The sequence below is a fragment of the Streptomyces sp. 11x1 genome (assembly GCF_032598905.1).
In the GTDB taxonomy this organism is placed as follows: domain Bacteria; phylum Actinomycetota; class Actinomycetes; order Streptomycetales; family Streptomycetaceae; genus Streptomyces.
In genome coordinates this window covers 487,145-513,406 of record NZ_CP122458.1, presented here as the reverse complement: position 1 = coordinate 513,406, position 26,262 = coordinate 487,145, and the positions used below count along the sequence as shown (strand labels likewise).

Annotated in this window: 24 protein-coding genes and 1 pseudogene; 13 read left to right on the top strand and 12 right to left on the bottom strand. The window is 72.4% G+C overall.

Going from position 1 to position 26,262, the window contains the following annotated elements; translation table 11 throughout:
- Window positions 1-2 precede the first annotated feature (2 nt).
- Genes P8T65_RS02610 through P8T65_RS02585 form a run of 6 tightly spaced genes read left to right on the top strand, consistent with a single transcriptional unit; the run spans window position 3 to window position 5,539 of the window.
- Complete coding sequence (locus tag P8T65_RS02610; RefSeq protein ID WP_316723780.1) at window positions 3-230, top strand: hypothetical protein; 228 nt, start codon at window positions 3-5, stop codon at window positions 228-230.
- Window positions 227-754 carry a hypothetical protein gene (locus tag P8T65_RS02605; protein ID WP_316723779.1) on the top strand — a complete coding sequence of 176 codons (528 nt, stop codon included), beginning with the start codon at window positions 227-229 and terminating at the stop codon, window positions 752-754. The genes P8T65_RS02610 and P8T65_RS02605 overlap by 4 nt, the downstream gene beginning before the upstream one ends.
- Window positions 751-2,499: a V-type ATP synthase subunit A gene (locus tag P8T65_RS02600; RefSeq protein WP_316723778.1), complete on the top strand. Its 1,749-nt coding sequence runs from the start codon at window positions 751-753 to the stop codon at window positions 2,497-2,499. Before P8T65_RS02605 ends, P8T65_RS02600 begins: the two co-directional genes overlap by 4 nt.
- On the top strand, window positions 2,496-3,962 hold the full coding sequence (locus P8T65_RS02595; protein WP_316723777.1) for a V-type ATP synthase subunit B: 1,467 nt from the start codon (window positions 2,496-2,498) through the stop codon (window positions 3,960-3,962). The genes P8T65_RS02600 and P8T65_RS02595 overlap by 4 nt, the downstream gene beginning before the upstream one ends.
- Window positions 3,962-4,615 carry a V-type ATP synthase subunit D gene (locus tag P8T65_RS02590; protein WP_316723776.1) on the top strand — a complete coding sequence of 218 codons (654 nt, stop codon included), beginning with the start codon at window positions 3,962-3,964 and terminating at the stop codon, window positions 4,613-4,615. Before P8T65_RS02595 ends, P8T65_RS02590 begins: the two co-directional genes overlap by 1 nt.
- 36 nt (window positions 4,616-4,651) lie before the next feature.
- The gene (locus tag P8T65_RS02585; RefSeq protein ID WP_316723775.1) at window positions 4,652-5,539 is read left to right on the top strand and encodes a universal stress protein; all 888 of its coding nucleotides are present in this window, start codon (window positions 4,652-4,654) and stop codon (window positions 5,537-5,539) included.
- A gap of 75 nt (window positions 5,540-5,614) precedes the next feature.
- Here the strand turns inward: P8T65_RS02585 and P8T65_RS02580 are convergent, their stop codons facing one another.
- The 4 genes from P8T65_RS02580 to P8T65_RS02565 all read right to left on the bottom strand — a co-directional run bounded on the left by P8T65_RS02580 (window position 5,615) and on the right by P8T65_RS02565 (window position 10,844).
- Entirely contained in the window at window positions 5,615-6,271 is a 657-nt protein-coding gene (locus tag P8T65_RS02580) for a TrkA family potassium uptake protein (RefSeq protein ID WP_316723774.1), read from the bottom strand.
- Complete coding sequence (locus P8T65_RS02575; protein WP_316723773.1) at window positions 6,268-6,927, bottom strand: TrkA family potassium uptake protein; 660 nt, start codon at window positions 6,925-6,927, stop codon at window positions 6,268-6,270. The genes P8T65_RS02580 and P8T65_RS02575 overlap by 4 nt, the downstream gene beginning before the upstream one ends.
- Window positions 6,924-9,734: a cation-transporting P-type ATPase gene (locus P8T65_RS02570; protein ID WP_316723772.1), complete on the bottom strand. Its 2,811-nt coding sequence runs from the start codon at window positions 9,732-9,734 to the stop codon at window positions 6,924-6,926. Before P8T65_RS02570 ends, P8T65_RS02575 begins: the two co-directional genes overlap by 4 nt.
- 237 nt (window positions 9,735-9,971) lie before the next feature.
- On the bottom strand, window positions 9,972-10,844 hold the full coding sequence (locus tag P8T65_RS02565; RefSeq protein WP_316731459.1) for a universal stress protein: 873 nt from the start codon (window positions 10,842-10,844) through the stop codon (window positions 9,972-9,974).
- Here P8T65_RS02565 and P8T65_RS02560 point away from each other — a divergent pair.
- The 3 genes and pseudogenes from P8T65_RS02560 to P8T65_RS02550 all read left to right on the top strand — a co-directional run.
- Window positions 10,843-11,715, top strand: a pseudogene (locus P8T65_RS02560) (CapA family protein); the annotation flags it as partial. The gene P8T65_RS02565 and the pseudogene P8T65_RS02560 overlap by 2 nt on opposite strands.
- Before the next feature lie 74 nt (window positions 11,716-11,789).
- Window positions 11,790-11,963 (top strand): isochorismatase family protein, encoded by a 174-nt coding sequence (locus tag P8T65_RS02555; RefSeq protein ID WP_399102948.1) that lies wholly within the window; start codon window positions 11,790-11,792, stop codon window positions 11,961-11,963.
- Window positions 11,964-12,335: 372 nt separating this feature from the next.
- Window positions 12,336-13,223: a universal stress protein gene (locus P8T65_RS02550; RefSeq protein WP_316723771.1), complete on the top strand. Its 888-nt coding sequence runs from the start codon at window positions 12,336-12,338 to the stop codon at window positions 13,221-13,223.
- Between the two features lie 64 nt (window positions 13,224-13,287).
- Here P8T65_RS02550 and P8T65_RS02545 read toward each other — a convergent pair whose 3' ends face one another.
- The 7 genes from P8T65_RS02545 to P8T65_RS02515 all read right to left on the bottom strand — a co-directional run bounded on the left by P8T65_RS02545 (window position 13,288) and on the right by P8T65_RS02515 (window position 19,946).
- Entirely contained in the window at window positions 13,288-14,313 is a 1,026-nt protein-coding gene (locus tag P8T65_RS02545) for a 6-phosphofructokinase (RefSeq protein WP_316723770.1), read from the bottom strand.
- Window positions 14,314-14,560: 247 nt separating this feature from the next.
- On the bottom strand, window positions 14,561-14,911 hold the full coding sequence (locus P8T65_RS02540; protein ID WP_316731458.1) for a metalloregulator ArsR/SmtB family transcription factor: 351 nt from the start codon (window positions 14,909-14,911) through the stop codon (window positions 14,561-14,563).
- A 422-nt stretch (window positions 14,912-15,333) separates the two neighbouring features.
- Window positions 15,334-15,657 (bottom strand): pyridoxamine 5'-phosphate oxidase family protein, encoded by a 324-nt coding sequence (locus tag P8T65_RS02535; RefSeq protein WP_316731457.1) that lies wholly within the window; start codon window positions 15,655-15,657, stop codon window positions 15,334-15,336.
- A gap of 265 nt (window positions 15,658-15,922) precedes the next feature.
- The gene (locus P8T65_RS02530; protein WP_230223611.1) at window positions 15,923-16,549 is read right to left on the bottom strand and encodes an ATP/GTP-binding protein; all 627 of its coding nucleotides are present in this window, start codon (window positions 16,547-16,549) and stop codon (window positions 15,923-15,925) included.
- Window positions 16,497-17,003 carry a DUF742 domain-containing protein gene (locus P8T65_RS02525; RefSeq protein WP_316723769.1) on the bottom strand — a complete coding sequence of 169 codons (507 nt, stop codon included), beginning with the start codon at window positions 17,001-17,003 and terminating at the stop codon, window positions 16,497-16,499. Before P8T65_RS02525 ends, P8T65_RS02530 begins: the two co-directional genes overlap by 53 nt.
- A gap of 26 nt (window positions 17,004-17,029) precedes the next feature.
- A complete protein-coding gene (locus P8T65_RS02520) occupies window positions 17,030-17,506 on the bottom strand; it encodes a roadblock/LC7 domain-containing protein (protein WP_184903287.1) in 477 nt (158 codons plus the stop codon).
- Window positions 17,487-19,946, bottom strand: a complete 2,460-nt coding sequence (locus tag P8T65_RS02515) for an ATP-binding protein (protein WP_316723768.1) — start codon at window positions 19,944-19,946, stop codon at window positions 17,487-17,489. Before P8T65_RS02515 ends, P8T65_RS02520 begins: the two co-directional genes overlap by 20 nt.
- A 427-nt stretch (window positions 19,947-20,373) precedes the next feature.
- Between P8T65_RS02515 and P8T65_RS02510 the strand changes: the two genes are divergently transcribed.
- The 3 genes from P8T65_RS02510 (at window position 20,374) to pntB (ending at window position 24,609) form a co-directional block, all read left to right on the top strand.
- Window positions 20,374-21,465, top strand: coding sequence for a substrate-binding domain-containing protein (locus P8T65_RS02510; protein WP_316723767.1), 1,092 nt, complete (start codon window positions 20,374-20,376; stop codon window positions 21,463-21,465).
- Window positions 21,466-21,612: 147 nt separating this feature from the next.
- Window positions 21,613-23,172, top strand: a complete 1,560-nt coding sequence (locus tag P8T65_RS02505) for a Re/Si-specific NAD(P)(+) transhydrogenase subunit alpha (RefSeq protein ID WP_316723766.1) — start codon at window positions 21,613-21,615, stop codon at window positions 23,170-23,172.
- A gap of 6 nt (window positions 23,173-23,178) precedes the next feature.
- A complete protein-coding gene (pntB, locus tag P8T65_RS02500; RefSeq protein WP_316723765.1) occupies window positions 23,179-24,609 on the top strand; it encodes a Re/Si-specific NAD(P)(+) transhydrogenase subunit beta in 1,431 nt (476 codons plus the stop codon).
- 69 nt (window positions 24,610-24,678) lie between these two features.
- Here pntB and P8T65_RS02495 read toward each other — a convergent pair whose 3' ends face one another.
- Entirely contained in the window at window positions 24,679-25,551 is an 873-nt protein-coding gene (locus P8T65_RS02495; protein ID WP_316723764.1) for a hypothetical protein, read from the bottom strand.
- Window positions 25,552-25,803: 252 nt separating this feature from the next.
- On the opposite strand from P8T65_RS02495, the gene P8T65_RS02490 reads away from it, so the two are divergent.
- A complete protein-coding gene (locus P8T65_RS02490; protein WP_316723763.1) occupies window positions 25,804-26,196 on the top strand; it encodes a VOC family protein in 393 nt (130 codons plus the stop codon).
- Window positions 26,197-26,262 lie beyond the last annotated feature (66 nt).

The window sequence follows — 26,262 nt, the reverse complement described above, 5'->3', positions numbered from 1 at the left end:
CCGTGGGACGCGTCGTCGCACTCGGAGAGCGCGCCAGGGTCGCGGGTCTGGCCCTGGCCGGAGTCGTCGTCCTGGTCGCCGACGACCCCGGTGCCGTACACCGGGGCTGGCGGGAGTTGCCGGCCGACGTCGATCTCGTGATCCTCACCCCGGCCGCCGCCGGGACCCTCGGACCGCGACCCGCGGAGCCCACGGGCCGACGTCCGCTGATCGCCGTGATGCCGCCATGACGCCGACGACACCAGGGAGGACGGCGGACGCGCTCGATCCGGTCCGGGCGGAAATGCTGCGCGCCGCCCGCACCGACGCGGAGGCATTGTCGGCCCGTGCCGCGACGGAGGCAGCGGCCGTCCTCGACGGGGCGGGCGCCGGGGCCGCGGCGGTCCTCGACGAAGCACGTCGGCAGGGCGAGGCCGACGGAGCGACGGCGGCCCGGGATCTTCTTCTGCGGGCTCGGCGGGAGGCCAGGTCCCGCATCCTCTCCGCCCGTCGAGAGGCGTACGACGATCTGCGCCGGGCCATCGCCGACCGGGTCGGCGAGCTGCGCCGGACGGACGACTACGCGGATCTGCGCGGGCGGCTGGAGCGACTCGCCCGTGCCCTGCTCGGCCCGGACGCGGAGGTGACCGAGCATCCCGAAGGGGGGGTGGTGGCGCGGGCACCGGGACGACGGGTCGACCTGTCGCTGACCGCGCTGGCGGACCGTGCCCTCGACCGACTGGGAGGGGAGGTGCGGGTGCTGTGGGAGCCGTGACGCGATCCCCCGTGACCGGCGGGCCGGCGGCCTGCCGGATCCTGCGCGTGACCGGGCCGCTGGTCGAGATGGAGTACCGGGGCGGCACCGCGATGTACGACCTGGTCTCCGTCGGCCCCGCCGGACTGCCCGGCGAGGTGGTGGCCATCAGCGGTGACGTGGCCACCGTCCAGGCCTACGAGTACACGGGCGGGCTCGCTCCGGGACAGACGGCGGTACCGCGGGGCCACCCGCTTTCGGTGCGCCTGGGCCCCGAACTGCTCGGCGGGATCTTCGACGGTCTGCTGCGCCCCCTCGCCGGCGCCGGGGACTGGCTGGGGCCCGGTGCCCCCATGGCCTTCGCGTCCGAGCGCACCTGGTCCTTCGCTCCCCTGGTGGCGCGGGGGGACCGGGTGGCCGAGGGGCAGGCGCTCGGAGAGATTCGTGACGCCGGACCGGTACGCGTGAAGGTCCTCGCCCCGCCGGGCTGTGCGGGCACGGTGACGGAGATCGCCACCGCCGGTGAGCTGCCGGGGGATGCCGTGACCGCTGTCGTCGGCGGCACGCAGGTGACGATCGGCGCCTCCTGGCCGGTGCGCCGGCCACGCCCGGTGAGAGAGCGCGTCGACAGCCGCGAGGCGCTGAACACCGGTCAGCGGGCGATCGACCTGCTCTTCCCCGTCGCCCGGGGCAGCACGGTGGCGGTACCGGGCGGGTTCGGCACGGGCAAGACCATGCTGCTCCAGCAGATCGCGAAATGGTGCGACGCCGATGTCATCGTCTACGTCGGCTGCGGCGAGCGCGGCAACGAGATGGCCGATGTCATCACCGAACTGGCGGAGCTGAGGGACCCGCGGACGGGCGGGCGTCTGACGGACCGCACCGTGACGATCGCCAACACGTCCAACATGCCGATGATGGCCCGGGAGGCGAGCGTGTACACCGGGGTGACCGTCGCCGAGTACTTCCGTGACATGGGCCTGGACGTGGTCGTCATCGCCGACTCGACGTCCCGGTGGGCGGAGGCGCTGCGGGAGTTCGCCTCCCGCACCGGCGCACTGCCGGCCGAGGAGGGCTACCCGGCTGGGCTGGCCTCGGCCATCGCCGCCTTCTACGAGCGGGCCGCCACCGTGACCACCCTCGGCGGGGACCGGGGCTCCGTGACGGTGATCGGCGCGGTGTCCCCGCCCGGTGGGGATCTGACCGAACCGGTCACGGCACACACCGAACGCTTCGTCCGCTGCCTGTGGACCCTCGACCGCGACCTCGCCTACGCCCGTCACTACCCGGCCGTGTCCTGGGCGGGCTCCTTCTCCCGGGACGTCCCGGTCCTGGCCGGCGGTCACCGGGCGGCCGGCGACACGGAGTGGGCGCGGCGCCGCGAGAGGGTCGCGACCGTGCTGGCCGAGGCCGACCGGCTGGCCGACCTGGTCGACCTGATCGGCATCGCCGCCCTTCCCGGGCGGGAGCGGATCGGCGTCCTGGCGGGCCGGCTCCTCAGGGAGGGCGTGCTGCAGCAGAGCGCCCTGTCGGAGCGGGACGCCTACTGCGGGCCGGAGAAGACGGCCGCCCTGGCCGACGCCGCTCTGGCGGTCGCCGACCGCTGCCGCGACCTGGTCGACGCGGGCGTGCCCGCCGCCTCCGTCGAGGAGATCGACTTCGGCCCCCTGCTGCGCGCCCGCGAGGACACCGGGCCGCACGACGCCGCCGGGGTGACGGCGCGACGGGACACCATGCTCGCCGCGCTGGACGAGGTGCGGCGATGAGCGCGCCCGGCGGCATCGAGTACACGGCCGTGCGTGAGCTGCGGGGCCCGCTCGTGATCGTCGAAAGCGTCTCGGGGGTCGGCTGGGACGAGTACGCGCACATCACACTCGCCTCGGGCGAACGACGCCACGGCGTGGTCCTGGACGCCGACCGGGACCTGGCGGTCGTCCAGGTGCTGGAGGGCACCTCGGGCATGGACCCGCGGGGCGTGCGCGCGGCGTTCTCCGGCGGCCCGCTGCGCGTCCCGGTCGGCACGGACTGGCTCGGCCGGGTCTGCAACGGCCGGGGCGAGCCGCTCGACGGCGGACCGCCTGTCCTCGGCTCCCGCACCGCCGAGGTCGGTGGCGCCCCCATCAACCCGGTGCGGCGCGAGCCGCCGTCGGAGGCCGTGCTCACCGGCGTCGGCGCCGTCGACGCCCTGACCACTCTCGTCCGCGGCCAGAAGCTCCCGGTGTTCTCGGTCGCCGGGCTGCCGCATCTGGAGCTGGCCGCCCAGATCGCCGCACAGGCGACCGTCTCCGGTGCGGCGTTCAGCGTCGTCTTCGCCGGCATGGGGCTCACCCACGCCGACGCCTCCTTCGTACGCGACGCGCTGGAGGAGCGGTCCGCGGCGGGAGAACTGGTCCTGCTGCTCAACACCGCCGACGACCCGGTGATCGAACGGATCCTCACCCCCCGGATCGCCCTGACGGTGGCCGAACACCTCGCCTTCACCGAGGGGCGGCACGTCCTGGTGGTGATGACCGACATGACGACCTACGCCGAGGCGCTGCGCGAGGTCTCCGCCGTCCGCGGGGAGATCCCCGCCCGTCGCGCCTACCCCGGCTACCTCTACAGCGACCTCGCCTCCCTGTACGAGCGCTGCGGACGCGTCCGTGGCCGTCCCGGATCGGTCACCGTGCTGCCCGTGCTCACGATGCCCGCGGGCGACATCACCCACCCCGTGCCCGACCTGACCGGCTACATCACCGAGGGACAGATCGTGCTCTCGCCCGCGGTGCACGCCCGTGGTGTGTATCCGCCGCTGGACGCGCTGTCCTCGCTGTCCCGACTGATGCGCAAAGGGGCCGGCCCAGGCCGCACCCGCGACGACCATCTCGATGTCGCGGCGCAGCTGCTGGCCGCCCTGGCCCGCGCCCGCCAGGTCCGCGACCTCGCCGACCTGGTCGGGCAGGCGGCCCTGACCCCCACCGACCGCCGCTACCTGGACTTCGAGGAGGCGTTCCTGCGGGACTTCGCCGACCAGGGGAGCGACGAGGCGCGCGGACTGGACGAGGCCCTGGAACGTGGCTGGAGCGCCCTGCTCACCCTGCCGCGCGGCCAGCTCTCGATGCTCCCGGCCCGCCTCCTGGACGCCCATGGGGCGACAGGCGCCGGGAAGGACGCGCCGGAGGCGGGCCGAGTCCCCGAAGGCACCGTCGCATCCGCGACCGGCACCACCCCGGACCCGGAGGCGCCCTGATGAGCGGGCTCCGCCGTACGCCTCCCGGTCGGGCCGGGCGGCTGAGACTGCGGCACAGCCTCGACGTCGCCGAGCGCGGCGCCCAGCTGCTGGAGCAGAAGCTCCGCGTCCTGCGTGCCGAGCACGCTCGGCTGCTGACCGCTGCGGAGGCTGCCGGACATGCCTGGGGCGAACTGCTGTCCGAATCGGAGCGCTGGGTCCTTCGTGGCCTGCTGCTCGGCGGGGGGCAGGCCCTCGACCGGGCCGCCGCCGGTATCGGGGCCGCCGAGGCCGAGGTGAGCTGGACCACCGCCATGGGGGTGCGCCATCCGGCGGCCGCCTCCGTGTCCGTACCCTCCCGTCCGCCCACCGCCGAGGCTCCCGCGAACACGGCGCTCGTCCATGCGGAGGCGGCGTACGCCCGTGCCCTACGGGCCGCGGGCGAGTACGCCGCGGCCCGTACCGCGGCCGAACTCGTGGGCGAGGAGGTGGTGAGGACGCGCCATCGGGTCCGTGCCCTGCGCCGGCACTGGATTCCGCGGCTGAGAGAGACGCTCGCCCGCGCCGACCTGGCCCTGGAACAGGCGGAGCACGAGGACGGGGTCCGGCGACGCTGGGCCGCCACCGGCCGTTCCCCCAGTGGGGCGCATGAGCACGGACGGGGTGAATCTTGAGGTGAGATCACAGTCGTATCGGCAGGAGGAGGCGTCGTGAGCGGACTCGTGGTCGTGGGCGTGGACGGTTCGGCGTCGGGTCTCGCGGCGGTGGAGGTCGCAGCGCGGGAGGCGCGGTTGCGCGGTGCGGGGCTGCGGGTGGTGCACGCCTTCGTCTGGCCCGCGATGCATGTGCCGCTGGGGCCGTCTCCGCTGGGTCCGCCGGAGGGCGGACTGCGGAACATGGTCGAACGCCTGGTGGCCGAGGCGGTGCGGTTCGCGCGAACCGTGGAGCCCGAGGTCGACGTCAGCCATGTCGTGGTCGCCGGGGAGCCGCTGACGGTGTTGGAGGCCCAGTCACGTGCCGCGGAACTGGTGGTGGTGGGCTCCCGGGGCATGGGTGGCTTCGTCGGGCTGCTGGTGGGTTCGGCTGCGGTGCATCTGGCCGGGCACGCCCGGTGTCCGGTGCTGGTGGTGCGTGAACAGCGACACCACGACGGCCCGATCCTGCTGGGCGTCGACGCCTCGGCAGCCGGGGAGAGGGCCGTGGACTTCGCCTTCGCGGAAGCCACCCTGCGCAACGCGCCGCTGGTGGCGCTGCACGCCTGGACCACCTGGAACGCCCCGCTGCCCGCGCCGCAGGACGCGTCGGCGCCGTACGCCAACCCGCCCGGTGCCCTGGCGGCGGAGGAGGAGCGTCTGCTGGCCGAGGCGCTGGCGGGGCACCGGGAGCGCTACCCGGGGGTCGACGTGGAGCGCAGGGTGGTGCACGGCAGGACACGGGAGGCGTTGATCGAGGCGAGCCGGTCCGCCCAGCTCATGGTGGTCGGTGCGCGCGGGCGTGGTGGTTTCGCCGGGCTGCTCCTGGGATCGGTCAGCCAGGCCCTCCTGCACCACGCGCACTGCCCGGTCGCGGTCGTGCGGGGAGCGGGGGAGCGCACCTGAGGGCACGATGCTCGCGGGCGCCGGGACCGCCGCGGGTTCCGCGAACCGGGGGCGGGCCGCCGGAAAGCGGTCCGGTCACTGGAATGCCGCATGGATCTCCTCCTCGGTCGCCGTGTGCGACACGAGAAGGAGTTCGTCACCGGGCAGGAGCCGGACCGCCGGGTCCGGTACGGTCGGCTGCCCGTCCCGGACGATGGTGGCGACGACCGTCCCCTCGGGCAGCCGCACGTCCCCGAGGGCCCGCCCCGCGGTCCTGGACCGCTCCGTGATGGCCGTCTCGATGACCTCGACGCCCGCCTTGCTGAGCCGGAGCAGGGCGACGGTGTCCGTGGCGCCGGTGGCCTCCTCGATCAGGGAGATCAGAGGGGTCGCGGCGGGGACGGCGACATCGACCCCCCAGCGCCCGTCGAACAGCCAGGCGTTGTCGGCGTCGTTGACGCGGGCTGCCACGCGCGGCACCGAGAACTGACGCTTGGCCAGCAGACTGATCACGAGGTTGTCCTCGTCGTCGCCGGTGGTGGCGATGACCAGATCGGCGGTCAGCGCGCCGGCGTCCTCCAGCAGAGCCGGTTCGCAGGCGTCGCCCGCCAGCAGCCGCACCGGGACGCGGCCCCGCAGGTCGGCCACCCGGGCGTCGTCGTTGTCGATCAGCGTGACCTCGTTGCGGGCCGCGGAGAGCACCTGGGCGATCTGGGTGCCGAGCCGTCCCGCCCCGGCGATGAGCACGTTCACGTCCCCAGCTCCTTGTCGAGAAAACCGCGCAGTCTGCCCAGGGCGGTGGCGGCGACGGAGAAGGTGACCAGGTCGTCGGCCAGCGCGGTGGTGCTGTGGGCGGGAATGAGGGAGCGGCCCGCCCGGGTGACCTCGACCACGCGGATCTCGCCGTCGACGTCGAACTCCGTCAGCCGCCGTCCGACCAGGTAGCGGGGCACCTCGGAACGGATCAGCAGCGTCTCGCCGTTGCCGAAGCTGAGTTCCGGACTCAAGTGCCGGTGCAGCAGCATCCGGTGGATCTGATGCACGGTCCAGCGGACGCTGGCGATGGTCGGGATGCCGAGATCGCGGTAGATGTCGGCCCGCCGGGGGTCGTAGATGCGGGCGAGGACGACGGGCACCCGGTAGGTCTCCTTCGCCGTACGCGCGCTGACGATGTTGCTGTTGTCCCCCGAGGTCACGGCAACGAAGGCGTCCGCGTGCTCGATCCCGGCGGCCGACAGCACGGCCCGGCTGTATCCGTTGCCCTCGTGGAAGCGGATACGGGGACTGTCGGGCAACCGCCGGGCCGCTTGAGGGCGCCGGTCGACCACGCGCACGTCGTGTCCTTCCCTGGCGAGCAGACCGGCGAGCATGGAGCCCACCCGTCCGCAGCCGATGACGATCACCTTCACCGTGGGGCTCCTTTCCGGTGGCCGGCGCGACCGCGCAGCCATGCCTTGCGCGCCTCGTCCGCGAGCAGGGGCAGGGTGCCGAGCGCCACCAGCACCGCCCAGTCGGCGGCGTCGAGCGGAGCGGTGTTGAAGACGGACTGCAGCGGGGGCAGGTAGCTGATCGCGGCCATGAGAGCGACTCCGAAGCCACCCGCCGCGAGCAGGGCCGGATTGGACAGTGGCCCCACGGCCAGGAGGCTCTGGCGGTCGGTGCGGACCGCGAACGAGATGAAGAACTGACTGATCACGATCCCGGCCTGGGCGAGTGTGACGGCCTCCCGGTAGACGGGGTTGTCCTCGGTGAGATCGTCGAACGGGATGCCGGAGGAACGGATGTGCCAGAAGAACACCGCGCACACGCAGAGGGCCTGGATGCCGCCCAGGAAGAGGATGCGTCCCACCACGGCGGCCGAGAACAGCGGTTCGCGCCGGGAGCGCGGCGGGCGGTCCATCACATCCGGTTCGGGCCGTTCCGCGCCCAGAGCCAGGGCCGGCATCACGTCGGACCCCAGGTCGATCGCGAGGATCTGCACCGCGCTGATGGGCACGAGCGGGAACCCGGCGAACGTCGCCACCAGGATCGGGCCGAGTTCGCCGATGTTGCTGCTGAAGACGTAGACGAGAAATTTCCGGATGTTCCTGTAGACCGCGCGGCCGAGCCGCACGGCGGCCGCGATGGAGGCGAACGAGTCGTCCAGCAGCACCATCGAGGCCGCCTCCCGGGCGACATCGGTGCCCGACGCCCCCATCGCCACCCCGATGTCGGCGTGCTTGAGCGCGGGAGCGTCGTTCGCGCCGTCCCCGGTCACCGCGACCACCTCGCCCCGCCGCTGGAACGCGGTGACCACGCGCATCTTGTGCTCCGGGCTGACCCGGCACAGCAGCAGCTCGGAGGGCTCGGCGAGGAGCGTGTCGAGCGCGGCGTCGTCCAGGGAGTCGAGGCGGGCCCCCGTGACCACCACCGGATCGGGCCGGCGCACGATGCCCACCCGGCGTGCCACAGCCTCCCCGGTCAGGGGATGGTCGCCGGTGACCATGACGATCCGGATGCCCGCCCGGCGGCAGGCCGCGACCGCGTCGGTGACCTCCGGGCGCGGCGGGTCCAACATCCCGACCAGGCCGAGGAGGGTGAGCCCGGACTCGGCCTCCTCCTGAGCGGGAACGGGGACGGCCACCTCCCGCCGTGCGACGGCCAGTACCCGCAGCCCCTGGGACGCCAGCGCGTCCCCCGCCGTGACGACGGACGCCCGGTCCCGCTCCGTCAAAGGCCCGCGCCGCCCCTCCCACTCCACGTCGACGCAGCGCGCCAGCAGCTCCGCGGGAGCCCCCTTGACGCATGCCTGATACGACGCGCCGGCCCGGTGGACCGTGCTCATCAACTTGCGGTCCGAGTCGAAGGGGAACTCCGTCACCCGGGGGGTCGCCCGCTCCTGCGCGCCGAGGTCCAGCCCGGCCTTGGCGGCCACGACGAGCAGGGCGCCCTCGGTCGTGTCACCGAGCACCCTCCAGTGCTCCCCGGGGCCCCCGGGCGGCACCAGTCTGGCATCGCAGCACAGGCCCGCCACCCGCAGCAGCTCGCGTACCCCCGCCGCGTCGGCGACCTCGCCGTGCGGCGCGTAACCCACACCGGTCACCGGGTGCGCGGTACCGCCCGCCCACACCCGGGTGACGGTCATCTCCGCCTGGGTGAGCGTCCCGGTCTTGTCGGTGCAGACCACCGTGGTCGATCCGAGGGCCTCCACCGCCAGCAACCGTTTGATCAGCGCCCTGCGGCGCGCCATCCGCCGCACGCCGATCGCCAGGGAGACCGACAGGGTAGCGGGCAGTCCCTCCGGGACCAGCGCCACCATCACCCCGAGCGCGAACACGAACGAGGGCACCAGGGACTCACCGGTGGGCAACCGCACGACGAACATCAGCGCACCGATCGCCAGCGCCGCCCCCGCCACTCGCCGCGCCATGACGGCCACTTCGCGCTGCAGAGGCGTTCGCTGCCGGGGCGCCGCCGCCGCCAGCCGGTGGATGCGCCCGAACTCGGTTTCCGCTCCCGTGGCGAAAACCACCGCGCTCCCGGCCCCCGCGACGACATCGGTCCCCATGAAAACGCAGTTGCGCGCTTCCAACGCGGGCCCGTCCGTCACCGCGTCCGCCGATCGTGCCACGGCGTTGCTCTCACCGGTCAAGGACGCGTTGTTCACCGCCAGTTCGTGCGCCTCGACCACCCGGCAGTCCGCCGACACGGCGTCCCCGGCATCCAGCACCACGACGTCGCCCGGCACCAGCTCCCGGGCCGGCACCTCCAGGCGGACACCGTCGCGCAGCACCCGGCAGGTGTGCGGCACCATCGCCTCAAGGGCCTGCGCCGTACGCTCCGCCGAGTACTCCTGCGCGAAGCCGATGGCGGCGTTCAGCATCACGACGCCCAGGATCGCCACCGCCAGTTGCAGGGTGCCCGGGTCACGCGGCTGCTGCAGGCCGTACGCCAGGAACGTGATCGCCGAGGCGACGAGCAGCACCACCGCGAACAGGTCGGTGAACTGCGCCCCCAACTGCCGCCAGACGCCGCGACGCCGGGCACGCGGCAGTTCGTTGGCCCCGTACCGTTGCAGTCTCTCGCCGACCTGCGCGGGGGTGAGGCCACGCCGTGACGTGCCGAGCGCGGTGAAGACACTGGCGGCGGTGATCTCGCGCACCCGCGACGGCTCGCTCGTGTCCACGGGTGCCGCCGCCCCCGCGCCGCCGGCCGACGAGGCCGTACCCGCGCGCATCACGCGGCCCCGGACGAGGCCGGGGGGACCGCCGTGGGCGCACCTGTCCGCAGCGCGATGAGGGCCGTGCGAGAGGCTTCTTGCATCACGCGCTCCAGGGAGTCGGCCGGACGTTCCGCCGGTCCACCGCCCGGAGGCGGCGGCGCGTTCTCATCCTGCTGCCGAGCCTGTCGGCACCACCAGGGCCGTCCGGGGCGGTGATCGGACCCCGGTGGGCCCTGCCGTGCCTCCGCGGCCTCACACAGGGACGGTGATCACCGGGCACCGGGCGTGGTGCAGCACGCCCTGGCTCACCGACCCCAGCACCATGCCCGCGAAGCCTCCGTGCCCACGGGTCCCCACCACCAGGCCCAGGGCGTGTGCCGAGGCTTCCGCCAGGACCTGCACCGGGTGCCCGCGCACGACCTCGTGACGCAGGTCCACTTCCGGGTACGTCGCCGCGCGGCCCGCCGTCGTCTCGGACAGCAACCGGTGGCATTCCTGCGTCGCCGCCTCCTCGTCGAGCGTGCCGAGCAGGGGTGGATGCCACACGTACAGGGCGCGGAGGGCAGCCCCGCGCAGGGCCGCCTCCTCGAACGCGAGGTCCACCGCCGCGGCGGCGTGCGGGCTGCCGTCGACGCCCACCACGAGGTACGCGGGCTGCTGTGCGGTGTGCTCCGGTTCCGGGACGACGACGACCGGGCAGCGGGCATGGGCGATCAGCGGCAGCGCCACCGAGGCGGAATCGAACAGTCCGCGCCGGGTGTTCAGATGCCAGGAACCCACCACGACCATCGATGCGTTCCGAGCCTCCTCGCGCAGGACCCACGCCGGTTCGCCGTCCGCAAGCGACGCCGACACCTCGACCGCCGGCCGTCGTGACTCCACGAGGGCCACCGCTTCCCCGAGCACCCGCTCACCCACGGACCGAAGCGCCTCGTCCCCCTGTTCCCACGACCGCCGCGCCTCGCCCGACCGGTAGCCGCCGTACAGCACGCCGCGGACGTGGACGAGCCGCAGCGGCGAGCCCCTGCGAGCCGCCTCGTCGGCGGCCCAGACCAGGGCGAGCCGTTTCGAGGGGTCGGGATCCACTCCCACCACGACGGGCCGACGCCCGCCCGCACCGTCCATGATGCGCCTCCACGTGATCTCCACGTCGCTGACCGTCCGGCTCCTTCCAGCCTCGCCCCTTCCGCCGAGTCCCGCCACGCCGCGCCCCGTACGGGCCCTGGTCCGGTCGACCGAGGTCTCCAGAGGCCGGTCCGGCGGGTGCTCAGCCAGGCCTTTCGGCCCTTTCCCTGATCCGTCGCAGACGAGGGAATGCGGGAGAGAACGTCGGCGCGGGCCGGGGTTCGGCTCGTGCCGTCCGCTCGGACGCGCCGCGGGAGGCACGAGTGCCATGGCCGTCACCATCGCGCTGGCCGGAGACACCATGCGGGGCCGCGGGGTCGCCGAGAGACTGGCTCACCGCCATCCGCGCCCGCTCTTCACACCGGCGGTGCACAGGGCGGTCGCCGACGCGGACCTGTTCCTGCTCAACCTCGAGTGCTGTGTCTCGGACCGGGGCGCACCCGTGAACCTGCCGGGCAAGGCCTTCTTCTTCCGTGCTCCGCCCCGCGCGGCCGACGTCCTGGCCGGCCTCGGCGTGGACGCGGTGTCCCTGGCCAACAATCACGCCCTCGACTTCGGCCCCGAGGCCCTCCTCGACACCCGCGATCTCCTGGGGCGGGCGGGCCTCCGCGTGATCGGGGCGGGAGCGACGGCCCGTGAGGCCCGTGCCCCGCTGATCACGCAGATGGGTGGGCTGCGTCTCGGCCTCCTCGCGGTCACCGACCACCCCGCCGAGTACGCGGCGGACACCGACCGTTCCGGTGTGGCCTACGCCGATCTGTGGAACAAGGAGATGCCCGACTGGCTCGTCGACGCCGTCCGCGCCCCCTCCGACGACGCGGATCTGGTCCTGGTCAGCGTGCACTGGGGACCGAACATGACCACCCGCCCCGTTGCGCACGTACGCCGCGCGGCCGCCGCTCTGACCGCCGCCGGAGCCGACCTCGTCCTGGCCGGGTTCACCACATGTGTGTCGGCGCCACCGCCCGTGACGCCTTCAACCTTGGCCACCGGCCCACGATCGTGGCCTCCGCGACCGCGGCACTCCAGGCGGCCTCCCTCGCCGCTGCCGCCGACCTCTTCGCCGTCGTCGGCGGGAAGCCGGACGACATCCCCGACCGGCACGCCCCGGGGCACTGACCGCTCCACGCGAGGGGGGAACAGCCGCAGCGCCGCCAGGTGCGCGGACTTCGGCGGAGGCCGTACGCGTCGGCGTCATGGGCGCGACGGCGACTTCGACGAGGAGCCGAGCTGCGCCGCGTGACCGTGAGCGGTGCCCGTCGGCCCCCGTTTTCTCGGCCCGTCCTCCACCATGTCGTGCCGCGTGATCGTCCGACACGGCCACGCAGGCCCTTCGCCAGAGACTGAACGGCCTTCCCGCGCAATTCGCCGGACCGGCGGTCTCCTCGTCGCCCACCAGGACCCGCGGGTGCTTGTCTGGAACAGTGGAAGAGCGGCGGAGACGATGCGGGACGGACCCGCGCGCCGCCGCCGCGGGCGAAGGAGGAAGCGATGAACCGCCCTGTCCTGGCGGGTGTCGATGGATCCGAGCGCGGTATGGCCGCGGTCGACTGGGCCGCGCGGGAAGCCGTCCTGCGCGGCCTGCCCCTCCGTCTCGTACAGGCATCTCCGTCGCTTCCGGACGAGGTCGTCCCGGACGCGGCCGCGGAGATGCTGCACCGCGTGGGTGAACGGGTGCTCCAGCGGGCCGTCGCCGATCTCGGTGCCCGCTGTCCGGACCTCCAGGTGCGGGGTGAGCAGACCGCCGAGGCACCGGCTGCGGCGCTTCTCGCGGCGGCGCGCGACGCGGCGCTCCTCGTGGTCGGAACGAGGGGGGCGGGCGGCTTCGACGGCCTCGCGGTCGGGTCGGTGGCGCTTCGCGCGGCTGCGGCGGCCGTCTGCCCCGTCGTGCTGGTGCCTCCCCGACCGGTCGGGGGCTTCGAGGCCGGGGAGGGCGCGGGGAGCGCCGCCGAGGTCGTGGTGGGTTTCGACTCCCGTCGTCCGGTCGGCGAGGTGGCGGACTTCGCGTTCATGTCCGCCGAGGGCCGGGAGGCTCCGCTGCACGTGGTGAAGGCGTGGGCTCTCCCGGCCGAGGCCGTCTCTCCACAGAGGCTGTTCGTGACCGAGGAGGACCGTGCCACCTGGGAGGACCAGGAGGTCTTTCGGGCGGCCGACGGCCTGCGGCCGTGGCGGGACAAGTACCCGGGCGTGACCGTCCGCACCGATGTCGTCCTGCTCCATCCGGCGCAGGCTTTGCTGAACGCCTCCCACCGGTCGGACCTGCTGGTCGTGGGCCGTCGTACCGACCCGGGGGCGGTCGAGGGTCGGCTGGGGCCGGTCACCCACGCGGTACTGCACCACACCCGCTGCCCGGTCGTGGTCGTACCGCACGCGGGGTGACGGCGGCGCGGATCGCACGCGGGCGGCGCGGTGGTGGATCAGCTGCCGGAGGCGGGGCGCCCGATCACCCGAAGAACACCTCGAACTCCTCGTACAACGACGGATCGACCAGCTTCGTCCCCTTCCTGGTGTCGTCGAGGGGGACACGCACGATCTCAGTTCCGCGCAGTGCCGTCATCGTCCCGAAGTCGCCGTCCTTGACCGCGTCGACGGCGTGCAGCCCGAAACGTGTGGCGAGCCAGCGGTCGAAGGCGCTCGGGGTGCCTCCCCGCTGGATGTGGCCGAGGACGGTGGTACGCGCCTCGGTCGCCGTACGTGCCTCGATCTCCTGGGCGAGCCACTCGCCGATGCCGGACAGCCGTACATGACCGTACTCGTCCAGTGAGCGGTCCTTGAGGACCATCTGGCCTTCGTTGGGCATGGCTCCTTCGGCGGCCACGACGATCGGCGCGTAGTTGATCTGGAAGCGGTTCTTCACCCACTCGCACACCTGGTCGATGTCGAACGGCCGCTCCGGGACGAGGATGGCGTTGGCGCCGCCCGCCACGCCGGCGTGCAGGGCGATCCAGCCGGAGTGCCTCCCCATCACCTCCACCACAAGCGTGCGCATGTGCGATTCGGCGGTGGTGTGCAGACGGTCGATGGCCTCCGTCGCGATGCCGACCGCCGTGTCGAAGCCGAAGGTGTAGTCGGTGCCGGACACGTCGTTGTCGATGGTCTTCGGCACACCGACGAGGTTGATGCCGTGACGGCTCAGCTCGGTGGCCGCGCCGAGGGTGTCCTCGCCGCCGATGACGACGAGCGCGTCTATCCGGTGCTCCGCGAGGGTGTCCTGTATGCGCCGGGCCCCGTCCCCGTGCTTGAACGGGTTGGTGCGCGACGAACCCAGGATGGTGCCCCCGCGGGGGAGGATCCCGCGTACGTCGGAGACCTCCAGCGGTACGACGTCGCCCTGGAGAGCACCGCGCCAGCCGTCCCGCAGGCCGACGAAATCGAAAGCGTACTCCTGAACACCTTTGCGTACGACGCTGCGGATCACGGCGTTGAGTCCGGGGCAGTCGCCGCCACCGGTCAACACTCCGACCTTCATGGCGTCCTCCCTGCTTCTCGCACACGCCGACGCCGCCCGGCGGACGGCTGCCGGCCCTGGCATTCAATGTGGTGCGGCCCTGCCGTACCCGACCCGGTGACGGCGCCGAGGGCTGCGGCCCACCTCCGCGGACGCGACTTCCGACAGTCGTGTGACTCCCTTCCAGCATGGGTGACGACCGTCGCGTCGGCGACCCGCCCGGGGCCTTGTCACGGGGGCGCCGAGTTCAGCCCGGTGGGCCGACGCCTCAGGACGGGGCCTGCGTGTGAGGCGAGGCGGCCCGCAGGTCGGCGAGGAGTTCGGCCTGCCCGGCCAGCACGCCGGACAGGATCGTGCGGGCGACCCGAAGCAGTTCGGCGATGTGCGGGCTGGTCAGCGAGTAGTACACGGTCGAGCCCTCCTTGCGTGTCACCACCAGATTCGCCCGCCGCAGCACCGCGAGCTGCTGCGACAGGTGCGCCGGCTCGATCCTCACCACGGGCAGCATCTCCGCCACCGCGTGCTCGCGCTCGCTCAGCAGCTCCAGCACCCGGATGCGCGCCGGATGCCCCAGCGTCTTGAAGAACTCGGCCTTCAGTTGGTACAGCGGGGTCGTCACGGTGAAGTCCCCTCCCCGGTGGCGCGGTACGACCGTGTCGGCCGTTCCGTGGCGCAGTAATTCCACCCACTTGTCACACACATGTGGTCCATCCTCGCCTGTGGGGGTGCCGACACCGAATTGCGCGGCAGAAGGGAACCGCCGACGATCGCATCGCCGGCCCGGGCGGGTGTGGTCCGGCGGACGTAACGCCGAGCACTTGCCCGACATTGGTGGACCACGCGAACGTCACCGTTCTCGACTTTGCTCACGCGTGGGCCCGTTCGGTCGGGGTGGGGCATGCCGACGCGGCTCTCCCCCTCCGGGTTGGCGACCGACAGCAGCGCCAGGGCACGGCGCGGCGTGCCGGACGCCGTGGCTGACCCGCGACGCCGGTGGCGTCACCGCACGCCGATGGGGCGGCAGGCCGGGCTGGGGACCCATCACACCTCCGCGCGCATCAGGCGGAAGCCGGTCACGGTCTTGGGGACCGGGCGCAGCAGGGTGTCGTGCGGGCTGTGGGCCCAGCCGGAGAGGGTGCGCCGATGATGGGCGGCCTCGTCGGGGTCGGTGATCACCTCGATCGGTCCGGCGACGGTGACGAGCCAGCCGGTGCCTCCCACGGCACGGATCTCGTCCACGTGGTAGGTCGCCGTGACCTCGGCGGCGGGCGCGGGTGTGCGCACGACCAGCCGACCGTGCTCCCAGGTGTGCCGAGCGGGACGGACGACGAGCCGGTCCCGGTGCGGGTACACCAGGCGCCCCAGCGAACTGCCCTCGCCTGGAACTCGCCGCCGCCCAGGCTGCTTGCGGCCGGCGCGAGCGCCGTCGCGTTCGGTCCGGGCCGAGCCACCGCGTCCGGACCGGGTGCCGCGCGAACTCCGGCGCGCTGTCGGCCGGCACGAGGCACCGCCGGGCGCAGATGCCCGAGAACCGCGGCGCGCCCGCCCAGGTGACGCACTGCCCCACGGTGGTGTGGACGCCGTCAGCGCCCACGACGATGTCGGCGGCCGTCCGGGTGCCGTCGGTGACTCACCTCGCCGCGGCTGATTCGGCGCGGGAGAGGGCGACGTCGAGTACGACGAGGAGGGCGTCTCGGACGGAGCCGGTCCTGCGCGCGTCGAAGACCGTCAGGGGGACGTGTTCGGCTATGTCCAGGGCCCACCTCACTTCGTCCAGGCCGTGCTCGATCTCGCCGTCGAAGGCGTTGACGGCGACGGCGAAAGGGATGCCTCTGTGCTCGAAGTAGTCGACGGCGGCGTAGCAGTCGTCGAGGCGGCGGGTGTCGACGATGACCAGGGCGCCGAGAGCGCCGTCGACGATGTCGTCCCACATGAAGCCGAAGCGGTCCTGGCCCGGTGTGCCGAACAGGTACAGCTTCAGGGTCGGGTCGATGGTGATGCAGCCGAAGTCCATGGCGACGGTGGTGGTGGTCTTGTCGGGTGTGTGGGTGAGGTCGTCGACCCCCGCGGCGACCTCGGTGATGGCGGCCTCCGTGGTGAGGGGCCGTATCTCGGAGATCGACCCCACGGTGGTGGTCTTGCCGACCCCGAAGCCGCCGGCGATGACCAGCTTGACCGGCAGCGGCGGCGTGGGCCGCGGCTGTTCAGCCGCTGTCGCGGAGTGTGCCCCGTGAGTCGGGAACGGCACGGAGACCATTGATGACCCTTCGCAGTACGGAGATGTCCTGGGCGATCCTGGCGTGCGGCACGTGGACCGCCAGGTGGCCCGCGGCGCAGAGATCTTCGGCGAGCACCCGGACCACGTTGAGGTGCAGCCGCAGGCGGGCGGCCAGTTCAGCGACCGACTGCGGCCGTCGGCACGCGGCGACGATGTCGTGGCGTTCGAAGGCGAGCGCGCCGAGCACGGAGAGTCCCGCGGACGTCGACACGATCTGGGTCTCGATCGGGAGGGGTGCCGCTGTGTCCGCCCCCGAGACCCGGCCGGCGGTCAGCAGGAACGGCCGGACCGCGGGGGCGCGGCCGACCGGTTCCGGTCCGTCGACGGGTTCCGGCCCGTCGATGCGTCCCGGCGGGCCGCTTCGGGCGTCTTCCGTTGTCCCGTGCGCTTCCCGCCCACCTGTCTCGTGTGGTTCTCGCCCACCGACGGCCATGGCGACCTCCTGCCTCGCGGAGCGGTTCAGCCGGCTGCCGCGGAGCCGACGTTGTTCTTCAGCTCCATCACCAGTTGGGGGGTGAGCGCGGCACCGGCGCGGTTGGCGAAGAGGGTCATCTCGTAGGCGATGTTGCCGAGTTTCGCCTCCTTGGAGGCGACGACGCCGAGCACGGCGCCGTTGCCGATGGCGGAGACGAGGACGTGGCCGCCTTCCAGGTCGATGATGACCTTGTTGAGGCCGCCCAGCGCGTAGTTGCCGGAGACCCCCGCGGCCAGGCTGGTGATGCCGGACACGATCGCGGCGAGCCGTTCGGAGTCGGCCCTGTCGCGCAGTTGGGAGACAGCGATCAGCAGCCCGTCGGAGGACACGGCGATGGCGTCGACGACGCCGGCGGTCTCCGTGGCGAACCGGTCCAGCAGCCAGGTGAAGTCGGCCGCCGCGGTGCGCAGGTCCGTGGCCTTCGGCGGTTCTGAGGTGCTGTCATCTGTCGACGTGGTCACTGCCCGTCTCCTTCTGGCCTTCTGTGTTTTCCGGTGTCGCGGTGGTGCCGGGTGTGTGCGGGGGTGCGGCGCTGTCCTGTTCGGCTCGGCGTACGGCGTCCTCGAACTCGTCCAGCTCGGCGCGGACGGCGTCGGCGTCGGCGGGCTGGCGGGCCGCCGCACTGCTCCGCTCGGTGGGGAGGGTGGCCGCGGCGAGGGTCGCGCCGCGAACACGGCGCCGTAGCGGGCGGGTTGTCGCCGCCGGGGGAGCGTCACCGGAGGTGTCGGCTGCTTCCGTGCGTGAGCGGGGAGGAATGCGTCGGGGCAGGTCGTGCTGCGAAGACCTGACGATCGGCCGCCGTTCGGGAGCGGTGCTGGTGGCGGGTACCGCTGCGACCGCTTTCCGCTCGGCCCGCGGTTCGGCCGCCGCCGTGGACATCGCCATGGCCTCCGTCGCGCCGACGGGAGCCGGCGCGACGTCCAGCGGGCTCATCGCCAACAGAACAGCGGGCGGGATCCAGACGGTGCTGGTGACACCGCCGCCCGGTGTCCGGCTCAGGGTCACCCGGAGCCCCAGGCGGCGGGCGAGACTGCCCACCACGAAGAGGCCGAGCACCTTGGTCGGAACCAGATCGAGGCGTTCACGGCGGACGAGGCGGGCGTTCTCCTCGGCGAGGCGTTCCGCGCTCATCCCGAGGCCGTGGTCGATGACCTCGATCAGTGCCCCGCCGTCCTGGGTGACGTCGGTGCCGGGTCGGACCACCACCTCGACGGGGGTGTCGGACGGGGAGAAGGCGACAGCGTTCTCCATCAGTTCGGCGAGCAGCAGCGTCAGGTCGGCGATGAGGTCGGGCCCCACCGTGACGTCCGTCTCCGAGCGCAGGGACACCCGCCGGTACCCCTCGATGCGGCCGAGGCCGGAGCGTATGGCGTCGGCCAGGGTGGTCGGCCGGGCCTCGACGTCCGCCTCCCGGATCCCGGCGAGCAGCATCAGGCTGTCGGCGTTGCGCTGGAGGCGTACCGCGATGTGGTCGATGCGGTAGAGCCGGTCGAGGAGGTCGGGGTCGGTCTCCTCGCGTTCGACGGCATCGATCAGCAGCAGTTGACGTGTGGTCAGATTGCTGACCCTGCGTCCGACGTTGCCGAACATCTCGGCGATGTTGCGGCGGCTGAGCACCTGCCGCTCCAGCAGTGCGGCGGCGGTGACCTGCACCTGGTTGAACGCCTCCGCCAGCTGGCCTATCTCGTCGCGCACCGGGACCTGTATCGCCCGAGGGCTGAACGGGATGCTCTCGGCCAGTTCGTCGTCCGCGACCCGGGCGAGCTCCTCGTCGGCGGCCTCCACCACTTCCTGGGCCGCTCCGGTCAGGGCGGTGAGGGGACGGATGACCGAACGCCGTACCAGGACGCAGAACGCCAGCCACGCGGCGAAGCCGAGCAGTGCCGCACCGAGCATGAGCCACGCCTTGTTCCGGGCGCTCGCGGCGGCGGAGTCTGCCCGTGCGGCGGTCTGCTCGATCAGCGTCCGGGTGATGCCGAGGCGGGTCTCGGCCTGCCGTTCGCCGGTGGTGATCTTCTCGCGCAGTTCCCGCGTGGTCTGTGTCTGCAGGGCGCTCGGTTCGATCTGGAGTTCCGCGAACTGGGAGGTGATGTCGTTCTGTTCGGCACTGCGTTCGATGCCGGCCATGCTCAGGACCTGCGACGGCGCGGCGATCCGGCTGAAGCGGTCCGCCTGGTGGGTGTAGAGCTCGTGGGCACCGGCCGCGCGGGTGTACTCGGTGAGGGCGTTCGCGTCGGGTGTCTGGGCGGAGAACACCGCGCTCTCGAACGCCGCGTGGGCGGCGTCGGCGCGCAGGATCGCGTCCAGCAGATTGGTGACCTGGGACGTCGAGGTGGTGGAGAAGCGGTCGAGTCCGATGCCGTCGATCAGGTATCCGACGGCGGCGGCGTAGGCGGGGTCGATGTTGGCGGCGGGCACGTAGTCCCGGCCGAGCTTCTCGCGCAGGACGTCCAGGCCGGTGATGTATTCGAGGGCCTGCTTCTCCTCGTGCGGCAGGCTCGACCCGAACGCGGTCCGTACGGAGGTGACTTGGGCGTCCGTGGCCTGCTGCGCCTCGCGGTAGGCGGTGGTGGACGGCCGGGCGGCCCCGGGTCCGGTCGCCTCGTACTGCACGGACAGCAGCAGTGCCAGCCGGTGTTCGGCCTGTACGTCGTTGATGAGGGTGGCGACCTGTTCGCTGTCGCGGACGAGTGCGGCGACCCGGTCGGCGTCGCGGGCCTGCTCCACCTGGTCGGCGACGCCGAGGGCGAGCAGCGCGCCGACGACGGCGATGGGCGCGACGACGAGGACGTTGAGTTTCCGCCGAAACGGCCACCGGACGAGAAACGCTCCCGCCTTCCTGCGCAACGGAGGAGTCGGGTCCCGGCGTCCGGGCGGCGGCTCCACTACGTTCGCGGGCACGCTGGCCTCCTTCGGTGTTCGGGTGGGTGACGTCCGCGGTGTGCTGCCGGAGGACCGGCGACACCGGGCCGGAGTCCGACGCTCGCACGGTGTCGCCGGGCTCGAGCGATCGGGCAGGTGGCATGAACGGCGGGATCACGTCATGTGTCCGGATCCGGTCGGTCGGAGACTATCGTCTGCGTGATCGCCGTGAGTCTGTGTGTAATCAAGAATTGATTACGAATTGTTCGGTCGTGCCTACTGAGCGGTATCGCCGCCGCGGAGGGCCTGGTGGGCAACCCTGCTACATTCCCACCGCGACGGCCGTCTGCCGGATCGTTCTCCTCCCCCCACGCCCTTCGTGCCCCCGTGCTCCCGTGCCCAGTTGAGGAGACTCCCTGTGCTTCCCACCCGCAAAGCGACTGCGGCAGTCGTGACGTTCCTGGTCATGGCCGCTGCCGCCGGCTGTGACAGCGGCTCGACCACCGAAGCGGCCACCGTCGGTGCGCGGGAGCCGGGTTGCCCGGCCGTCCTCGCCGAGGCGCAGCGGGCCGTCAAGGCCGCCGAGGACATCAACGCCCCCTGGAGCGGCCCCACCAGAGGACCCGACGCCGTCCCCGGCAAGACCATCGCCTATGTCGCCCAGACCATGACCAACCCCGGTGTCTCCGGCGTCGCCAAGGGCGTCCAGGAAGCGGCCGAGGTCGTCGGCTGGGACGTCCGCACCTTCGACGGGGAGGGCACACCCACCGGGATCAAGAGCGCCTTCGCCGAGGCGCTCGCTCTCAAGCCCTCCGGCATCGTCATCGGCGGATTCGACCCCGCCGCGGCGGCCGGTCAGGCGGAACGGGCGAGCGCGGCGGGCATCCCGCTCATCGGCTGGCACGCCACGTCGACCCCCGGCCCCAGTACGGACCCGGAGCTCTTCACCAACGTCACCACCAGGGTGGAGGAGGTCGCGGAGATCAGCGCCGACTGGATCATCGCACGCTCGGAAGGCCACGCCGGTGTGGTGCTGTTCACCGACGCGTCCATACCGTTCGCGAAGCGAAAGTCCGATCTGATCAGGAAGAGACTCGCCGCCTGCTCCGACGTGGAACTGCTGAGCCTCCAGGACATCTCCATCCCGGAGGCCAACACGCGCACCGTCGACGAGGTCGCCTCCCTGCAATCCCGCTTCGGCGACAGATGGACCTACTCCGCCGCCATCAACGACCTCTACTTCGACCACGCGGCACCGGCACTGCGCGCCGCCGGTCACAAGGGAGACGGTGCCCCGTTCAACATCGGTGCCGGTGACGGTGACCCGTCGGCCTTCGAGCGGATCAACGGCAAGCGGTACCAGGCCGCCACCGTCCCCGAACCCCTGTCCGAACAGGGTTGGCAGATCGTCGACGAGTTCAACCGCGCCTTCGCGGGCGAGCCGGCCAGTGGCTATGTCGCCCCCGTCCACATCACCACCGCGGACAACAGTGGCGGCGCCCTGTCCTGGGACTCGGAGGGCTACCGCCAGGCCTACCGCAAGATCTGGGACAGGTGAGCCGACGGCGCGGCCCGGCCGGCGGCAACCTCGGCCACTCGACCGGCGATTGGGTGCACCGTACCCGTATCCACCTCGTACTCATGGGGCATGGGTCAACAAGTGGGTCAACCAGGGAACAGGCATCACAGGGAAGAGAGACAGAGGATGGTCCAAGCGGAACCCGAACCCCAGAGCATCGGCGTCCCGGCCGAGTCCACCGCGGGGGAGACCAGGGTGGCGGCCACGCCGGTCACCGTGGGCAGACTCGTCGCGCTCGGTTACGACGTGGTGGTCGAACCGGGGGCGGGTGCGTCGTCCCGCTTCTCCGACGCGGCCTACGAGGAGGCCGGCGCCCGGCTCGGTGACCCGTGGGCGGCGGAGATCGTGCTCAAGGTCAACGGCCCCTCCACCGAGGAGATCGGCCGGCTGCGCGACGGGGCGACGCTGATCGCGCTCATCGGCCCGGCACACAACCCGGACCTGGTCGACGAACTGGCCCGGCGACCCGTCACCGTCCTCGCCATGGACGCCGTGCCCCGCATCTCCCGGGCCCAGTCGCTGGACGTCCTCAGCTCGATGGCGAACATCGCCGGATACCGGGCCGTCGTCGAGGCCGCGCACGCCTTCGGTCGCTTCTTCACCGGTCAGGTGACCGCCGCCGGCAAGGTGCCACCCGCGAAGGTCCTGGTGGCCGGCGCCGGGGTCGCCGGACTCGCGGCGATCGGCGCGGCCCGCAGCCTCGGCGCCGTCGTCCGCGCCACCGACCCGCGCCCCGAGGTCGCCGAGCAGGTCCGTTCCCTGGGCGGCGAGTTCCTCACCGTCTCCGCCGAGCAGGCAGTCAGCACGGACGGCTACGCCAAGGCGACCTCGGACGACTACAACCGGCTCGCCGAGCGGCTGTACGCCGAGCAGGCGGCCGACGTCGACATCATCATCACCACCGCGCTCATCCCCGGCCGTCCGGCACCGAGGCTCATCACCGCCGCCGACGTCGCGCGAATGAAGCCCGGCAGCGTCATCGTCGACATGGCGGCCGCCCAGGGCGGCAACGTCGAGGGCACGGTCGCCGGCAAGGCCGTCGTCACCGACAACGACGTCACGATCATCGGCTACACCGACCTGCCCGGTCGGCTCCCCGCCCAGGCCTCACAGCTCTACGGCACCAACCTCGTCAACCTGATGAAGCTGCTCACCCCCGGCAAGGACGGTCGGCTCGTCCTCGACCTCGACGACGTCGTGCAGCGCTCCATGACCGTGGTCCGCGACGGCGAGAAGACCTGGCCCCCGCCCCCGGTGCAGGTGTCCGCCACGTCGGCCCCCGACGCGGCCCCGGAACCCGCGACGCCGGCCCCCACCGGAGCGGCGGTGAAGCCCGCAGGCCCGGCCCGCTCCGCCTACGCCCTCGTCGGCGCCGGAGCCCTCGCCCTGTTCCTGGTGACCGGCTTCTCGCCGAGCGAACTCATCGGTCACTTCACGGTGTTCGTGCTGGCCATCGTCATCGGCTTCTACGTCATCGGCCAGGTGCACCACGCGCTGCACACCCCACTGATGTCGGTCACCAACGCCATCTCCGGGATCGTCGTGGTCGGCGCGCTGCTGCAGATCGGGCAGGGGAACACCGCCGTCACCGTGCTGTCGTTCGCCGCGATCCTGCTGGCGAGCATCAACATCTTCGGCGGATTCGCCGTCACCCGCCGCATGCTCGGCATGTTCTCGAAGGGTTGATCAGGGATGACCACCGTCACGGCCGCAGAGGCCGCCTACGTCGTCGCCGCGCTGCTGTTCATCCTCAGCCTCGCGGGGCTCTCCCAGCACCGGACGTCCCGCTCGGGAGTCGTCTGGGGCATCGCGGGCATGATCATCGCCCTGGCAGCGACCGTCGGGCTCGCCTCCCGCAGCATCACGGCCACCGGACTCGTGCTGATCGCCGTCGCCACGGCCCTCGGCGCCGGCATCGGCCTGTGGCGCGCCCGGGTCGTCCAAATGACCGGCATGCCCGAACTGATCGCCATCATGCACAGCTTCGTCGGCCTCGCCGCCGCGTTCGTCGGCTGGAACGGCTACCTCGACGTCGACGCCGAACTCACCGGTTCGCTGCTCGGCATCCACCACGCCGAGGTGTTCATCGGCGTGTTCATCGGCGCCGTCACCTTCACCGGCTCCGTCGTCGCGTACCTGAAGCTCTCGGCACGCATCGACTCCCGCCCCCTCACACTGCCCGGCAAGCACATCCTCAACGTCAGCGCCCTCGCCGCCTTCGTCGTGCTCACCGTCGCCTTCGTGGCCCGCCCCGGCATGGGGCTGCTCATCGCCGTCACCCTGATCGCGCTCGCCCTCGGCGCGCACCTGGTCGCCTCCATCGGCGGCGGCGACATGCCGGTGGTCGTCTCCATGCTCAACAGCTACTCCGGCTGGGCCGCTGCGGCCTCCGGCTTCCTCCTCGCCAACAACCTGCTCATCGTCACCGGCGCGCTCGTCGGCTCCTCCGGCGCCTACCTGTCGTACATCATGTGCAAGGCGATGAACCGCTCCTTCCTCTCGGTGATCGCGGGCGGCTTCGGCACCCCGGCGGCGGACGACGACGGCGCGCAGGGCGAACACCGGGAGATCGACGCCGAGGAGACCGCACAGCTGCTGCGCGACGCCTCCTCGGTGATCATCGCGCCCGGCTACGGCATGGCGGTCGCCCAGGCCCAGTACCCGGTGGCAGAGCTGGCGCACAAGCTGCGCGAGCGGGGCGTGGAGGTGCGCTTCGGCATCCACCCCGTCGCCGGACGGCTGCCCGGACACATGAACGTACTGCTCGCCGAGGCCAACGTCCCCTACGACATCGTCCTGGAGATGGACGAGATCAACGACGACTTCCCCGCCACCTCGGTCGTCCTCGTCATCGGCGCCAACGACACCGTCAACCCGGCCGCCATCGACAACCCGGCCAGCCCCATCGCCGGCATGCCCGTGCTGCACGTGTGGGAGGCGGCCCATGTGGTGGTCTTCAAGCGGTCCATGGCGGTCGGCTACGCGGGAGTGCAGAACCCGCTGTTCTTCCGCGAGAACACCCAGATGCTCTTCGGGGACGCCAAGCAGCGGGTGGAGGACATCCTGCGCGGCCTCGACGCCCTCGACGCGCCGGTCCCGGAGATGGCCGGCACGTCACGCTGAACCTGCGGAGTGCGACATGTGTCCCGGACGGCACGTCGTCCGGGACACGGAGGGGGCCCACCGCACCGCTCAGTCGTCCCTGCCCGTCGATTTGCTCGGCAGGCAGACCTGGCGGGCCCAGAGGCCTAGGAGCGCCATCCCGCCGACCCACAGCGGCACCGGGTCGACTGTCGTCGGCGCCAGAGCGTAACCCAGCGCCGACACCGTGCAGACGGTCAGAGGGATGAACGCCGCGGCTCCCTCCATCCCCGGTCGCAGCATCGGCCGACCGACGCCCAGGACACTGGCCCCGCCGGGCACCCAGGGGCTGACGGCGACGATCAGCAGCCCCGCGGTGCCGCAGACGTCGGCCACGTGCGAGGACATCGCCTCGTGGCCCGCCGCGCCCACCCGCGACAGGCGCAGGGTGTCGCCGACCAGCATGAGGAACACCCCGACGATCGCCGTCCACAAGGTGGCCTGCCGGTCGCCCCGTACGAGGCGTCGCAGGGCGAGCAGAAAACCGAAGAACACCACTTCCGAGGTCCACAGCACGCCCAGCATCCCCGTCTCCGGCCGCCAGCCGTCACCGGCCCTGCCCAGGAGCACCCATCCCGCCATGAAGACGGCCCCGGCCATGACGGCCCCGTCGAGCAGGCGCCGCAACCACGCCCGCCACCCCGTACCGGCGTCGGCCGCGACCACCAGACCGGCCAGCCCCAGCCCGACCGTGACCGTCACCCCGGCGACCACCGCCAGATCGGCCCACCCGGCCGCGCCCGCTGCCGGCCGCGGATCGCTCGACAGCGCGACGAGGGAGGCCCGATAGACGGCGCCGGCGGTGGCGGAACCCGCCACCAGGAGCAGTCGGGTACGCACCCGTCCCCGTGTGCCCCCGGCCCGGAGCAGGAGGGAGAGCGTCAGCACCAAGCAGCCGACGGTCGGTCCGAGGGACAGCGTCATCCACCCCTCCCCACGGCCGCCGGATCCCGACACAGACCGTACGGAACGCACTCCGACACCGAGCGGTGAAGTCGGTTGATTCACTCGTGTTGCGTAAACCTGGCCCGGTGGCCTTGTACGGTCGGCCCCGCTTCGTGCGGGTGACGGCAGGCGACCATCCGGACGTCGACCGCGTGGCGTGCCGTCGGCCGTGGCGCGTGTGGTGTGCCCTGACGTTCTCGGGACGACTCACGCGTGAAGGAGACACACGGCATGTTCGGACAGACACAGGCGTTCAGTGGCTTCGCGGTGGACGACCTCGGCGAGGCCCGCCGGTTCTACGGCGAGACCCTCGGGCTGCGGGTGGAGGAGGCCGGGCAGGGGGACATGCGGATGCTGACCCTCACACTCGGCAGCGGCGCGCGGGTCTTCGTCTACCCGAAGGAGACGCACACCCCCGCGACGTTCACGCTGCTCAACTTCCCCGTGGACGACATCGAGGCCGCCGTCGACCAACTGGGGCGGCGCGGCGTGACGTTCGAGCGCTATCCCGAGTTCGACCACGACGACAGGGGCATCGTCCGGACCGGCGACGGCGGCCCCGCGGCGATCGCCTGGTTCACCGACCCGGCCGGGAACGTCCTCTCCGTGCTCCAGGAGAACTGACGACGGGTCCGGTCGAGGCGTGCTCCGTGGTTCCCGGCGGGCACGCGTGCCGTGGACGTGGCGCGC

What these genes read in the sequence shown, in the direction of transcription:
- P8T65_RS02605 (WP_316723779.1), top strand. Translation starts at nt 227, where the DNA reads ATGACGCCGACGACACCAGGGAGGACGGCGGACGCGCTCGATCCGGTC.
- P8T65_RS02595 (WP_316723777.1), top strand. Translation starts at nt 2,496, where the DNA reads ATGAGCGCGCCCGGCGGCATCGAGTACACGGCCGTGCGTGAGCTGCGG.
- P8T65_RS02590 (WP_316723776.1), top strand. Translation starts at nt 3,962, where the DNA reads ATGAGCGGGCTCCGCCGTACGCCTCCCGGTCGGGCCGGGCGGCTGAGA.
- P8T65_RS02570 (WP_316723772.1), bottom strand. Translation starts at nt 9,734, where the DNA reads ATGCGCGCGGGTACGGCCTCGTCGGCCGGCGGCGCGGGGGCGGCGGCA.
- P8T65_RS02565 (WP_316731459.1), bottom strand. Translation starts at nt 10,844, where the DNA reads ATGGACGGTGCGGGCGGGCGTCGGCCCGTCGTGGTGGGAGTGGATCCC.
- P8T65_RS02555 (WP_399102948.1), top strand. Translation starts at nt 11,790, where the DNA reads ATGTGTGTCGGCGCCACCGCCCGTGACGCCTTCAACCTTGGCCACCGG.
- P8T65_RS02550 (WP_316723771.1), top strand. Translation starts at nt 12,336, where the DNA reads ATGAACCGCCCTGTCCTGGCGGGTGTCGATGGATCCGAGCGCGGTATG.
- P8T65_RS02545 (WP_316723770.1), bottom strand. Translation starts at nt 14,313, where the DNA reads ATGAAGGTCGGAGTGTTGACCGGTGGCGGCGACTGCCCCGGACTCAAC.
- P8T65_RS02530 (WP_230223611.1), bottom strand. Translation starts at nt 16,549, where the DNA reads ATGGTCTCCGTGCCGTTCCCGACTCACGGGGCACACTCCGCGACAGCG.
- P8T65_RS02525 (WP_316723769.1), bottom strand. Translation starts at nt 17,003, where the DNA reads ATGGCCGTCGGTGGGCGAGAACCACACGAGACAGGTGGGCGGGAAGCG.
- P8T65_RS02510 (WP_316723767.1), top strand. Translation starts at nt 20,374, where the DNA reads ATGGCCGCTGCCGCCGGCTGTGACAGCGGCTCGACCACCGAAGCGGCC.
- P8T65_RS02505 (WP_316723766.1), top strand. Translation starts at nt 21,613, where the DNA reads ATGGTCCAAGCGGAACCCGAACCCCAGAGCATCGGCGTCCCGGCCGAG.
- pntB (WP_316723765.1), top strand. Translation starts at nt 23,179, where the DNA reads ATGACCACCGTCACGGCCGCAGAGGCCGCCTACGTCGTCGCCGCGCTG.
- P8T65_RS02495 (WP_316723764.1), bottom strand. Translation starts at nt 25,551, where the DNA reads ATGACGCTGTCCCTCGGACCGACCGTCGGCTGCTTGGTGCTGACGCTC.
- P8T65_RS02490 (WP_316723763.1), top strand. Translation starts at nt 25,804, where the DNA reads ATGTTCGGACAGACACAGGCGTTCAGTGGCTTCGCGGTGGACGACCTC.